14 protein-coding genes are annotated in these 12,948 nt (G+C 64.1%); 12 read left to right on the forward strand and 2 right to left on the reverse strand.

Annotation, left to right across the window (positions count from 1 at the left end; genetic code table 11):
• Positions 1-14: 14 nt before the first annotated feature.
• The gene (locus QCE83_RS18305; RefSeq protein ID WP_309813812.1) at positions 15-1,160 is read right to left on the reverse strand and encodes a muconate/chloromuconate family cycloisomerase; all 1,146 of its coding nucleotides are present in this window, start codon (positions 1,158-1,160) and stop codon (positions 15-17) included.
• A gap of 250 nt (positions 1,161-1,410) precedes the next feature.
• On the opposite strand from QCE83_RS18305, the gene QCE83_RS18310 reads away from it, so the two are divergent.
• From QCE83_RS18310 to QCE83_RS18330, 5 genes are all read left to right on the forward strand, one after another.
• Complete coding sequence (locus QCE83_RS18310) at positions 1,411-2,601, forward strand: acyl-CoA dehydrogenase family protein (protein WP_309813815.1); 1,191 nt, start codon at positions 1,411-1,413, stop codon at positions 2,599-2,601.
• 21 nt (positions 2,602-2,622) lie between these two features.
• Positions 2,623-3,126: a flavin reductase gene (locus QCE83_RS18315; protein WP_309813818.1), complete on the forward strand. Its 504-nt coding sequence runs from the start codon at positions 2,623-2,625 to the stop codon at positions 3,124-3,126.
• A gap of 107 nt (positions 3,127-3,233) precedes the next feature.
• A complete protein-coding gene (locus QCE83_RS18320) occupies positions 3,234-4,154 on the forward strand; it encodes a LysR family transcriptional regulator (RefSeq protein WP_309813821.1) in 921 nt (306 codons plus the stop codon).
• A gap of 163 nt (positions 4,155-4,317) precedes the next feature.
• Positions 4,318-5,628 carry an MFS transporter gene (locus tag QCE83_RS18325; RefSeq protein ID WP_309813823.1) on the forward strand — a complete coding sequence of 437 codons (1,311 nt, stop codon included), beginning with the start codon at positions 4,318-4,320 and terminating at the stop codon, positions 5,626-5,628.
• A gap of 100 nt (positions 5,629-5,728) precedes the next feature.
• A complete protein-coding gene (locus tag QCE83_RS18330; protein ID WP_309813826.1) occupies positions 5,729-6,697 on the forward strand; it encodes a PDR/VanB family oxidoreductase in 969 nt (322 codons plus the stop codon).
• A gap of 3 nt (positions 6,698-6,700) precedes the next feature.
• Here the strand turns inward: QCE83_RS18330 and QCE83_RS18335 are convergent, their stop codons facing one another.
• Positions 6,701-7,621, reverse strand: coding sequence for a LysR family transcriptional regulator (locus QCE83_RS18335; protein ID WP_309813829.1), 921 nt, complete (start codon positions 7,619-7,621; stop codon positions 6,701-6,703).
• A 155-nt stretch (positions 7,622-7,776) separates the two neighbouring features.
• Between QCE83_RS18335 and QCE83_RS18340 the strand changes: the two genes are divergently transcribed.
• From QCE83_RS18340 to QCE83_RS18370, 7 genes are all read left to right on the forward strand, one after another.
• On the forward strand, positions 7,777-9,060 hold the full coding sequence (locus QCE83_RS18340; RefSeq protein WP_309813831.1) for an aromatic ring-hydroxylating dioxygenase subunit alpha: 1,284 nt from the start codon (positions 7,777-7,779) through the stop codon (positions 9,058-9,060).
• Positions 9,057-9,557: an aromatic-ring-hydroxylating dioxygenase subunit beta gene (locus QCE83_RS18345; RefSeq protein WP_309813834.1), complete on the forward strand. Its 501-nt coding sequence runs from the start codon at positions 9,057-9,059 to the stop codon at positions 9,555-9,557. The genes QCE83_RS18340 and QCE83_RS18345 overlap by 4 nt, the downstream gene beginning before the upstream one ends.
• Positions 9,558-9,612: 55 nt before the next feature.
• Complete coding sequence (locus tag QCE83_RS18350) at positions 9,613-9,987, forward strand: tautomerase family protein (RefSeq protein ID WP_309813836.1); 375 nt, start codon at positions 9,613-9,615, stop codon at positions 9,985-9,987.
• Between the two features lie 73 nt (positions 9,988-10,060).
• Complete coding sequence (locus QCE83_RS18355) at positions 10,061-10,438, forward strand: hypothetical protein (protein WP_309813838.1); 378 nt, start codon at positions 10,061-10,063, stop codon at positions 10,436-10,438.
• 4 nt (positions 10,439-10,442) lie between these two features.
• On the forward strand, positions 10,443-10,958 hold the full coding sequence (locus tag QCE83_RS18360; RefSeq protein WP_309813841.1) for a nuclear transport factor 2 family protein: 516 nt from the start codon (positions 10,443-10,445) through the stop codon (positions 10,956-10,958).
• A complete protein-coding gene (locus QCE83_RS18365) occupies positions 10,955-12,106 on the forward strand; it encodes an amidase (RefSeq protein WP_309813844.1) in 1,152 nt (383 codons plus the stop codon). Before QCE83_RS18360 ends, QCE83_RS18365 begins: the two co-directional genes overlap by 4 nt.
• 13 nt (positions 12,107-12,119) lie before the next feature.
• Complete coding sequence (locus QCE83_RS18370) at positions 12,120-12,863, forward strand: SDR family NAD(P)-dependent oxidoreductase (RefSeq protein WP_309813847.1); 744 nt, start codon at positions 12,120-12,122, stop codon at positions 12,861-12,863.
• Positions 12,864-12,948: the final 85 nt, after the last annotated feature.

Genomic DNA, 12,948 nt, shown 5'->3' on the forward strand with positions numbered 1-12,948 from the left:
GCTCCTGGTGATTGCTACCGCGCTGCGCGGGTAACTTTGATGAGGCCCTCGCGAGTGAAGCGCTTGATCACCGCTTCGTCGAGCTCGATGCCCAGGCCCGGACCATCCGGCACGGTAAGTTCGAAGTCGCTGTAGTCGAGCGGCCTGGTCAGAATCTCTTCGGTGATCAGCAGCGGCCCGAACAACTCCGTACCCCATTGGAGATTCGCGAAGGTCGAGAACAGATGCGCCGACGCCACCGTGCTGAACGCGCCTTCCAGCATCGTGCCGCCATAGAGTTCGATGCCGGCCGCATCCGCGACGGCAGCCACGCGCTGCGCGGCGAATACGCCTCCGCTCTGCTCGATCTTGATGGCGAACACATCGGCGCCGTGGCATTGCGCGATATCGAACGCGCTTTCCGGGCCTTGCAGGATTTCATCGGCCATCAATGCCACGGGAAAGCGACGCATGAGACGCGCGAGTGCGGCTGCGGACGCAACCGGTTGCTCGACCAGTTCGCAGCCCGCATCGGCCAGCGCGGGAATGGCCCAGGCCGCCTGCGTCTCGCTCCACGCCATATTGACGTCGACGCGCACCGAGCCACGCTCGCCCAGCGCCCGCTTGATCTGCGCGACATGCCCGATATCCTGCCGGATGTCCTTCGCGCCGATCTTCAGCTTGAAGATGCGATGACGGCGCGCGTCCAGCATGCGTTCGGCTTCCGCGATGTCCTTGGCGGTATCGCCGGACGCAAGCGTCCACGCAACCGGCAGACGCTCGCGCCTGCGACCGCCCAGCAACTCGCTGACCGCCATGCCATGGCGTTTGCCCTGGGCATCGAGCAGCGCGGTTTCGAGCGCGCTCTTCGCGAAGTGATTGAGCTTCACCAGCTTGCCAACGTGGGCCATCAAGGCTTGCACACGCGTCGCGTCGCGGCCGATGACCGCGGGCGCGAGATAGGCGTCGATCGCCAGCTTCATCGACTCCGGGCTTTCCGGACCATATGCCATGCCGGCGATCGTCGTGCCCTCGCCCATCCCGACCACGCCGTCGCTGCAGAACACTTTCACGAGCATCAAGGTCTGCCCGTACATCGTGGCGACCGAGAGCTTGTGAGGGCGGATCGTCGGCAGATCGACAAGACGGGTTTCGATGCGTTCGATCGTCGCGGTAGTCATGGGGAAGGGTTCGATTCGTTGTGGGACAGCGTGAAAACGGTAAAGACCACGCTGCCATCCGTCAAATCAATCAAATGTGCCCAATCGAATCCATGGCGCTTATCGAGTCATGCGGGCATGGCTGAACGAAGCCCATGCAGCGAATTCATATCGCGCATTTTTGGCTCGAATTTGACCGGTGCGCGCGCTGCTCATATCGTTCGAAGCACCACGCGAACCATCGAACATCATCGATCAAGAGGTATCACGCATGCATGCTCTTCAGAGCGACTCGCTCATCGACTCGCAAACCGATTACCCGGCTTACGCCGGCCCGCTGACGCTGGATGCGCTGATCGAAGAAGTCGTGCGGCGCCGCGACGAATTCGACACGCTGTCACATGTGCCCCGCGACATGGTCGCGAAAATGAAGCGCGCGGGCATCTTCCGCGCCAGCACGCCGAAGCGCTTCGGCGGCGATGCCCTACCACCGCCGCGTTTTCTGGAAATACTCGAACGCATCGCCGTTGCCGATGGCTCGACAGCATGGGTCGCCGCGTTCGGTTCGGCCAACACCTACCTCGCGTCGCTGCCCGTCGAAACGCAGGCAATCATCTACGCGTCCGGTCCGGATCAGGTGTTTTCCGGCGGCCTCTATCCGCTGCAAACGGCCGCGCGCGCGGACGGCGGGTTCCTCGTCTCGGGACAGTGGCACTTCGCAAGCGGCTGCAAGGGCGCCGACTGGATCGGCGTAGGGATCGGCGGTGCGTCGGCCAGTTCCGACGACAAGAACGCAGGCAAGCCCTTCACCGCGGTATTTCCCGCGAACGAAGTCGAGATCGTCGATAACTGGAACGTTGTCGGCATGCAGGGCACGGGCAGTCATGACCTGCGGCTGAAAGACAAGTATGTCGCCGAACCATGGACCTTCGTGCGCGGCGGCGGCGCGCTGATCGATGAACCGCTTTATCGCTATCCCGCCATCGCCTATCAGGCGCAAGTGCATGCAGCGGTGAACATTGGCCTCGCGCGGGCGGCGCTCGATCTGCTCGCCGGCATGTCCGGCGTCACGAAGACCACGACGGGCGCTCCGCGTCTTGCCGACCGCGCTTACTACCGTTCGGGCATCGCGCAAGCCGAAGCACAATTGCGCAGCGCCCGGGCTTTCTTCTTCGAATCCGCCGAGAACTCGTGGCGCACCGTGCTCGCCGGCGATCCGGTGCTGGCGCCGGAAGCCAATCTGCTTCGGCTCTCCGCCACGCATGCCGCGCACACCTGCGCGGAGATCGTGATGAACGCCTACAAGATGGCGGGCATCGGCGCAATCTACCGCACCAGCAGAATGCAGCGCCTGGTGCGCGATTCGATCGTCGTCACGCAGCATGCCTTTCTCGGCGAAGGCACGTTCGACGCGTCAGGCGCGGTGTTCGTCGGCATTCCGCCGGTCACGCCCTATCCCTGAAGCACCACAGGACCGACAGCCATGACACACGATGAACGACGCATGCACTTCCGCAACGCGATGGCGAGTCTTGCTGCAGCCGTGAACGTCATCACCACCGACGGACCGCGCGGGCGCTGCGGCATCACGGCCAGCGCGGTCTGCTCGGTGACCGATTCGCCACCCACCATGCTTGTCTGCATCAATCAGTCGAGCTTCGTGCATGACGTGCTGCACGACCATGGCAACATCGGCATCAACGTGCTCGGCGGACGTGGCCAGGAGCCGGCCAGCGTATTCGCGGGCATGACGGGCTGCACGATGGAGGAACGCTTCGAGCGCGTGCTATGGCGGCCTGGTCACCTTGGCGTCCCGGTGCTCGACGATGCGCTCGTCACACTGGAAGGCCGCATCGTCGAAAGCAAGACGGTCGGTTCGCACTCGGTGATTTTTGTGCAGATCGAGCACATCGATCTGCGCGGCCAGGCAGGCGGTCTGGTCTACTTCGACAGAAGGTTTCATCACCTCACGTGTGAGACGGCGTGACGCGTCGCGGGGCATTTTGCAACGGGGCGTATCTGCGTTAATCTCGGGGGCACCCTGACCGGCGCGCCGCGCAATGCGCTGTACGCCTTTGTTCGCGAGCGACGTGCATGACCAAGCCTTCATCCGGCATAGCCGATCTGAACCTGCTGCGCGTGTTCCTCGCCATCTGGGACCTGCGGAGCCTGACCGCGGCGGGCGACCGGCTCGGCCTCACGCAACCGGCGGTCAGCCACGCGCTGCGCCGGCTGCGCGGCCTCTTCGATGATCCGCTGTTCCAGCGTACGCCCGGCGGCATGGTGCCCACCGACGCCGCCTTCCGGCTCTATCCGCCGCTCGCGCAGGCCTTCGCGATCATCAACGACGCCATGCAGCAACTCGCGCAGTTCGATCCGGCAACCGCGCAGCGCGTCTTTCGCATCTCAATGTCCGACATGTCGGAGTTCTATTTCCTGCCGCCGCTGGTCGCGATGCTGGATCGCGAGGCGCGCGGCATCCGCATCGAAGTGGCGAACGTGCCGGTGGAGTCAGTGAGCGCGGCCATGCGCGCCGGTGAAATCGATCTTGCGCTGGGCTACGTGCCGGGGCTCGACGCGGGCTGCGTCAGCCAGACACTGTTCGTAGACGAGCACGTGTGCGTGGTGCGCGCCGGTCATCCGCTGCGCAAGACCCGGCCGTCGCGCGAGGACCTGGCGACGCTGCGCTATGTCTATGCGAGCACCAATGCCACGGGCCACCGCATGGTCGAGCAATGGCTCGATGACCTCGAACTCAAACGCGATGTCGTGTTGCGGCTGCCGCATTTCGTGGTTGCGCCTGAGATCGTGATGAACACCGACCTCGCGGTGATCTTCCCGAAGAGCATCGCGCAGCGCTTCAATCGCGGCAAGACATTCCGGATCCTGCCGCTGCCCTTCTCGCTGCCGCCCATCGAAATCAAGGTGCATTCGCACACGCAGTTCGCCTCCGATCCCGGCATCGCATGGCTGCGCGAGTCGCTTCACGCCATGTTCCACCAGCCCGGTGCGTAATGAGGGAAGACATGCGTGTATTTGCGTGACTGATACAGCACGTCGTTTTCTGCCTATTTGACGCCCGTTTCCAATGAATCGACACTGCGCGGCATGCACGGCCCATTGACTGCGTTCACCGCATGGACCGGCCGGCGTCCCTCATTCATTGAAGCGAGCATCCATGTCCACGGTTCAACCCTCGTCCCGCACCCGTTCTGGCACTGCGACGCCTGATCGTTCATTGAACCGCATCGTCGTCGCGTCAGTGGCGGGCAACGCAATGGAGTGGTACGACTTCTTCGTGTACGGCACCGCCGCCGCGCTTGTGTTCGGGCAACTGTTCTTCCCGGCCAACGCCGACCCGCTCATCGGCACGCTCGGCGCATTTGCCGCCTTTGCGATGGGCTTCGTTGCGCGGCCGCTGGGCGGCATCGTATTCGGCCATATCGGCGACCGCTACGGACGGCGCACGTCGCTCGTATGGACGCTGCTCATCATGGGTTTCGCTACTTTCGGCGTCGGTCTGCTGCCCACTTATGACCAGGTTGGCCTGTGGGCGCCCGCCGCGCTCGTCTTCATGCGCCTGCTGCAAGGCATTGCCTCCGGCGGCGAATGGGGCGGCGGCGTGCTGATGATCAGCGAGAACGCGCCACCCGAAAAGCGTGGCTACTACGCCGCGTGGAGCCAGCTGGGCGTGGGCGGAGGCTTCGTGCTGTCTTCGGCGGCCTTCCTCGGCGCGCAGGCGCTGCCGCACGACCAGTTCGTATCGTGGGGCTGGCGCCTGCCGTTTCTCGCGAGCATCGCGATCTTCGCGCTCGGCGTCTATATCCGCCGCAATCTGCCCGAGAGCCAGGACTTCGAGAAGGCCGACCAGGCCGGCAAGACCTCGCACATGCCCGTCATCGAAGTCCTCAGGCGCCATCCGAAGGAAATCCTGATGGCCATGGGCTTGCGTGTCGCCGAGAACGGCGGCGCCTATATCTTTCTCGCGTTCTCGCTGGTCTACGGCAAGTTTGCCGGCATTCCGAGCTCGACCATGCTCACCGGCGTCATGATCGCAATGGTCGTCGAAATGTTCGCGATGCTTCTCTGGGGCAAGCTGTCCGACCGCATCGGCCGCAAGCCGGTGTACCTGATCGGCGCGGTATCGCTCATGGTGATGGCGTTCCCCTTCTTCTGGCTGCTCGATACGCATGTCACGCCGCTCGTCTGGCTCGGGCTCGTGCTCGGCACCTCGCTGTGCCATGGCGCCATGATCGGCACGCTGCCCGCGCTCGTCGGCGAACTGTTCAGCACCGAAGTGCGTTACTCGGGCGTGGCGCTGGGACACGAAGTGGCGTCCATCTTCGCGGGCGGGCTCTCTCCGCTGATCGCCATCGCGCTGCTCTCGCGCTTCCACGCGTACTGGCCGGTTGCCGTGTTCCTGATGCTGCTCGGTCTCGTCACGGTCGTGACGCTCGCCTTCACGCACGAGACTCGCGCCCGAAAATAAGCTCCATTGATGGAGATGCGGCTTTTTAATCTATTTTGCTTATCGGGCGTGGATCGCTAATCTGGACGCATCGCCACTGGAAGAAACATCGGAAGTCATCATGCAAGCACAAGTCCTCAAGGTCCGCGTCGACGCGCTGTGCGAGGAAGCGCACGGCGTACGCTCCTTCAGCATCTCGCGTCTCGACGGATTGCCCTTCGTGCGTTACGAACCCGGCGCGCATATCGACGTCACCGGTCCATCGGGCGTCACGCGGCAATACTCGCTGTGCGGCGATCCCGAATGCGTCGAGACGCACACCTTCGCCGTGAAGAAGGAAGAGCAGTCACGCGGGGGGTCGCGTTCGCTGCATGAGGATGTGAATGTCGGCAGCGAACTGTCGGTAAGCGCGCCGCGCAACCTCTTCAAGCTGGAGGAAGGCGCGGGCGAGCACGTGTTGATCGGCGCCGGCATCGGCATCACCCCCTTGCTCTCAATGGCATACCGGCTCGCCGCACGCCAGGCGCGTTTCACGTTGCACTATTTCGCGCGCAGCGAGGCGCATGCCGCCTTCATGAGCTTGCTCACCCGCGCGCCCTTCGATGCGCACGTGAAACTGCACTTCGGCATCGAGCGCGATGCGCTCCCGGCCGCGCTCGATGCCTGCGTCCGCGAAGCAGGTGCAGATGCGCATGTCTACACCTGCGGTCCGGCGCCCTTCATGGACCTCGTCGTCGAAACGGCGAGCACGCGCTTGCCTGCCGAATCCATCCATCTGGAACGCTTCAAGGCTGAGCCTGCGCCCGTGAGCGACGCGTCGCTCGACAGCTTCGAGGTGCAGATTGCGAGCACGGGACAGACGGTGCACGTGGATGCGGAGACGTCCATCGTAGGCGCGCTTGCAACGCTTGGCATCGAAGTGGATACGTCATGCGGCGAAGGCGTGTGCGGCACCTGCATGGTCGATGTCGTAAGCGGTGAGCCGGAGCATCGCGATCATTGCCTGAGCAAGGCGGAACGCGCGAGCAACAGCGTGATCTGCTGCTGCGTGTCCCGCTCACGAACGCCGGTGCTCGTACTCGATCTGTGAGCGTCACATCGCCGTGAAGCTTGCGAGGATCTCGGTCATCAGGCCGCGCATCCAGGCAATGCCTTCGTCCTCGTGAAAATGCTCATGCCAGTGCATCGTCACGGCCGCTTTCGGCAAATGCACGGGCAACGCATAGATACGGAACGCATCGCCGCGATTGAGAATATGCGCGAGGCGCTCAGGCAACGTGGCGAAGAGATCGGTGGCGGCGAGCACGCCCGGCACCGCGACGAAATGCGGCAGCGCCAGCGCGATATTGCGTCCGACACCTTGCGCGCGCAATGCGTCGTCGAGCGAATGGTGGCTATGTTCGAGCGAGCGCACCTGCACATGCGATGCCGACAGAAACTGTTCGAGCTTGAGCGTGTCCCCCTTCGGCAGATCCTTGCGCTTGCGGGTCATGCATACGTACGACTCCTCGAACAACAGTTCGTGCCGCGTGCGCGGCAGCAGGGACGGCAGGTTGCCGATCGCAAAATCCAGCCGGCTTGAACGCAACGCCTCTTCGATGTCCTCGACCGGCATCGGCTCGACCACCACTTTCACGCGCGGCGCGGCCTCCTGAAGCGCGGCACACAGCGCGGGCAGATACGCCATCTCGCCGGCGTCCGAAAGCGACAGGCGAAACGTGCGCGTGCTGGTCGTGGGATCGAAACGCTCCGCATAACGCAGTGCCTGACGCACGGTGTCGAGCGCGCGCCCGACGATCTCCGCGAGTTCCAGCGCAACCGGCGTAGGCTGCATGCCGGAACGCGTGCGGATGAACAGCGTGTCGTCGAACAGCGTGCGCAAACGGCCCAGCGAGTAACTCACGGCGGGCTGCGAAAGCGCCAGCCGTTCGCCCGCCTTGGTCAGGCTGCGCTCTTCCACGATGGCCTGAAACACGCGCAGCAGATTGAGATCGATGTGGTCGATGGATGTCATGGGGACTCGCGAGATATCGGCCGCACTTATCCGGCGACCTCTTTTTAATCGATTTGACGCATGATCCGTGCAAAGCGAGACTGCTGTCAACGAGAGGATGCGCGGATGTCGAATGGCGCTCCTCGTGTTAGCCACTCAACTTCCCCACGATCACGATGAGTACGCCGACCTACCAAACCATCGACACGAGCGCGCTCGGCAAACGTGCCGAAGCCGATCGCATCGCGCCTTCCCTCTACACCGACCCGCAACTGTTCGAGGAAGAGCTCGAACGCATTTTCTACAGGACCTGGGTCTGGGTCGCGCATGACAGCGAGTTGCCGAAGCCGGGCGACTTCATCACGACGACCATCGGCCGCCAGCCGGTCATCGTGGTGCGCGACAAGGCCGGCACGGTGCATGTGCTGCAGAACCGCTGCCGGCATCGCGGCGCCACCGTGTGCGAGGAACACAAGGGCAACGCCAAGGGCTTCACGTGCCCGTATCACAGCTGGTCCTATGCGCTCGATGGCACATTGCGCGCCCTGCCCTACGGCGACGGCTATGAAGGCGTCTGCGAGAAAGGCGATCTGCCGCTCAAGAAACTGCGCGTCGGAATCTACCAGGGGCTGATCTTCGCGAGCTTCAACGAAGCGATCGAACCGCTCGAAGACTTCCTCGGCGGCGCCAAGCCGTGGATCGACCTGTTCATGAAGCAGGGCGCCGGCTATCCGGTCAAGGCCAACGGCGAGCACAAGTTCAAGTTCAAGGGCAACTGGAAGATCCAGCTCGAGAACACCACCGACCTCTATCACTTCCCGGTCGTGCACAAGTCGTGGATGAAATCCATCGATGAGGAAACCGCCGCGGCCATCACCAGCTTCATGACGAGCGACCAGGCTTTCTGCCGCTCGCTGGGCAACGGTCATAGCCTCGCCGTGCTGGTGCCGGAAATCGTCGATCTCGACAAGGACGACGGCGCGCCGCTGCCGGAGCGCTTCAGCGAACTCGCCGCGCAACTCGCGCAGAAGCATACGCCGGAAGAAGTGCGGCGCATCGTGCGTTCTTTGATGGGCGTGGGCTTCAACCTGAACCTGTTCCCGAACCTCGCGCTCTCGATGGCGTTCTTCCGCGTGCTGCGTCCCATCTCCGTGAATGAAACCGAAATCCGCCACGTTGCGCTGGCGATGGACGGCGGCCCCGACGAAGCGAACCGCGTGCGCCTGCGCATACACGAGCACTTCCAGGGTCCGTTCGGCTTCGGCAGCCCGGACGATGCCGAAGCGTGGGAGCGGGTGCAGCGCGGCTCGCATGCCGGCCCCGATGTACCCATTCTCGTGAACCGCGGCCTCAACCGCGAAACCACCGCTCCAAACGGAGAGAAGACCGCGCACGCCACCGACGAAACAGGCATGCGCGAAGCCTACAAGCAATGGCGCGCAATGATGGAGCAGGCATGATGGACGACCGTAACGCACTCTTGACCAACCAGACCTTCGCGCGCGCGGTCGAATTCATCTGGCGCGAAGCCGAGCTGCTGGATCGCCGCGACTATCACGCATGGCTCGAACTGTGGGACCCCAAGGGTCACTACGTCGTGCCCATCGATCCGGATACGACCGACTTCGCCGCCACGCTGAACTATGCCTACGATGACCAGCACATGCGCGAACTGCGTGTGCAGCGCATGACCTCGGGCTATTCGGCCTCGGCCTCCGATGCGGCGCGCACCGTGCGGACCGTGTCGCGCTTCACGGGTTCAGGCGAGAGCGCGGGGCTCGTGGAAGTGAAATCGTCGCAGGTCATCGTTGCGTACAAGCGCGGCGAGTCGACCCTCTTCGCCGCCAATCTGACCCACAAGCTCAGCATGACGGACGACGAGCCGCGGATTGTGGAGAAGGTCATCCGCCTGATCAATTCGACTGAAGCATTGAACGCCATCGGCTTCCTGCTCTGATTGTCCACCGCGCATCGCGGCAACCGTCGCCCCGATGCGCTTTCGCACGCATGTCATGCCCACACTCGAAGTCTTCCTGCCGCAAGGCCAATCCGACGCACGCAAGGCATCGCTCATTCATGGGCTGACGCAGGCGACCGTCGATGCCATCGGCGCGCCCGCTGAAGCCGTGCGCATTCTGCTGTCGGAGTTGCCTGCATCGCACATCGGGCTGGGCGGCAAGCCCGATTCCGCTGCCCTGCCTGTCATCGTGGCCATCCTGATCGCGGGCCGTACCGAGACGCAGAAACAGGCGCTGATTGCGCATCTGTGCGAAACGAGTGCAGCCCTGCTCGATGTTCCCTTGCTGTCCACCCGTGTCATGATCAAGGACATCCCCAACACGGATTTCGGCATCGGCGGACAGACGGCACGCGCGCTCGGCAGATAGCCTCTGCCCGAGACGGCGCCTCTGCCTGCACGATGACACTCTATTGACTCAAGGAATGAAGGAACCCAGCATCGTGACCGATACCCGACACCTCCCGTTGCGCGTGCTCTTCTGCTGCGGCGTATCGCAGAACTTCTTCGACCTGCCGCGCGAGCAGATTGGCGAAGTGTGGCAGGCCTACGGCAAGATGCTCAACGCCATCGAAGCCATGGACACCGTGCGCGTGCTCGGCATCATGGATGATGACCGCCTGGTGGTCGGTCACGCCGACGGCGCACCCTGGACCTTCTACATCATGGCGGACGTCGCCGACTTCGATACCGCCACCGCCGTGTGCAATCTGTATCGCACGACGCCGGTCGGTGATTACAACCTGTGGCGCTACGGCAAGATCGAGGCGCGTGTGGGCCGTGCGTTGACCGTGCCGCCCGTCGCCACAAGCAACGGATGAACGCATGACGGATACGATCATCGAAGCGCTGCAGGCGCGCCTGCGCGCGCTCGAAGCACACGCGGCCGTGCGCAAGGCCATCGCGCGCTACATGTCCCTGTGCGATGTGCCCGCCCATACGCTGGACGGCGAATCGCTCGCCGCGCTCTTCAGCGAAGACGCCGTATGGGAAGGGATCGGCCCGCAGTATGCGAACAAGTTCGGCCGCCTGCAGGGGCCGGCGGAGATTGTCGCCATGCTGCAGCGCTACCTGCCGCCCACGCCGCATTTCGCCACCAACACCCATTTCCTGACGAGCGAGCACATTGAAGTGAACCGCGACACGGCAAGAGGCCGCTGGATCATGCTGCAGGCGTCCGGCTACGTGGACGGCAAGGCGGAACTCGTCTGCGCGCGCCTCGAAGTGGACTTCGTGCCTTCGCCACGCGACGAGTGTCGCTGGCTGATGCGCCACTTCCGCACCGAACGTCTCTTCGACGCACCCTGGCAAGTCAATCCCGCCAAAGGAATTCCGGCATGAGCGCCTTCCTGCAACAGTTCGATCTCGCCACCCACGCGCGCGCCGATGCGCCGACCATCGCGATCAAGGACAGCATCGATATCGCTGGCTACGCGACAACGGCAGCAAGCCGCGCGCTTGCCGATGCGCCGCCCGCGCCGCGGCATGCCGAGGTCGTGCAGCGTCTGCTCGATGCGGGCTGGCGCATCACGGGCAAGACCAACATGCACGAACTGGCGTTCGGCATGACCGGTATCAATGATTTCCACGGTACGCCGCGCAATCCACAGGATGCGACGCGCATACCCGGCGGCTCGTCGAGCGGCTCGGCATCGGCGGTCGGCTTGCGCCTCGTCGACGCTGCGCTCGGCACCGACACCGGCGGCTCGGTGCGCGGGCCCGCTGCCTGCTGCGGCGTGATCGGCCTGAAGCCGACCTTCGGCCGCGTCTCGCGTGACGGCGTCGCGCCGCGTGAAACCACGCTCGACTGCGTCGGACCGTTCGCGCGAGACATGACGACGATCATCGATGTGATGCTTGCGATCGATCCGTCGTTTCAGGGCGGCCAGGCGCGCCAGCCGGCGAGCAACGCTCGCATCGCCGTGGTCAGCGTGGAAGCCGATGACGACATCCAGAGCGCCGTTGCGACCGCCGTTGCGCGCAGCGGCCTGGCGTCGCACGACATCAGGCTCGAAGCCATGCGCGATGCCTTCGCAGCGGGACTCGCCGTCATCAACGCGGAGACCTGGCGGGCGTTCGGCCATCTGGTCGGCGGCGGCAAGCTCGGCGTCGATATCGAAGCGCGCCTGCAAGCGGCGGCGAATACGAGCGAGGCCGATCTCGCGTCAGCCGAGCAGATCCGCCGCAGGTTTGCAGACGAAGTCGATCGCGCGCTCGCTCAGGCAGACGTGCTCGTCCTGCCGACGATGCCCTCGCTGCCCATCACCCTCGAAGCCGCCCGCAGCGGTACTTCGGTGATCGCCATGTCGTCGCTCATCCGGCCGTTCAATCTCAGCGGACATCCCGCGCTCACGCTCCCCGTCCCGATCGAAGGTTCAGCGCTCAAGGCCGGCTTGCAAGTGATAGGCCGCAAGCGCGAGGACGAAAAGGTGTGCGCCGTCGGCGCACATATCGAGTCCATGCTCGCGCGCGCCACATTGAACGTTTGAGGAGGTCCGCACCATGCCGAACAGAGTCGTACTCGTGACCGGCGCCGCACGCGGCCTCGGTGCCGTCCTCGCACGCCGCTTTCACGAAGCGGGTTACCGGGTCGCCCTGGCGGACATTGCCGTCGCGGCGGCTCGGTCGCTTGCGCAGGACTTGAGCCTCGACGGATCGAGCGCATGCGCCATCAAGCTCGACGTCACGTCGAAAGCGGATTTCGAAGCGGCACGCGATACATTGCTCGACCGCTGGGGCGCCATCGATGCACTGGTCAACAACGCGGGCGCGTCCAAGGTCGTGCCCGTGATGGAGATCACGGCGGAACAGTTCGATGAGGTCATCAACATCAATCTGCGCAGCGTGCTGTTCGGCTGCCAGGTCTTCGGCCAGCATTTTGCGACGCAAGGCGCCGGACGCATTGTGAACATTGCATCGCTCGCGGGGCAGAACGGCGGCTCGGCAACCGGCGCGCACTATGCCGCCGCCAAGGGCGGCGCCATCACGCTAACGAAGGTCTTTGCGCGCGACCTGGCGCCCCATGGCGTAACCGTCAATGCCATCTCGCCCGGACCGCTCGACTTGCCGGTTGTGCACGAGAGCGTGCCGGCTGGGAAGCTGGAGCAGGTCATCGCCAGCATTCCAGTGAAACAACTCGGGTCAGCAGCTTATGTCGCGGACGCGGCCGTGCTGCTCGCTTCCGCCGAGGCCCGGTTCGCCACCGGTGCGTGCTGGGACATCAACGGTGGTCTCTTCATGCGCTGACTCGACGTTCCTGAACCGCCAGACGCCCATTCAATCCCCCAATCCGGCTGCATCGAAGCGCTGCCGCCATCCAGGCCAGCCGGCC

Source organism: Caballeronia sp. LZ034LL (assembly GCF_031451215.1).
Taxonomy (GTDB): domain Bacteria; phylum Pseudomonadota; class Gammaproteobacteria; order Burkholderiales; family Burkholderiaceae; genus Caballeronia.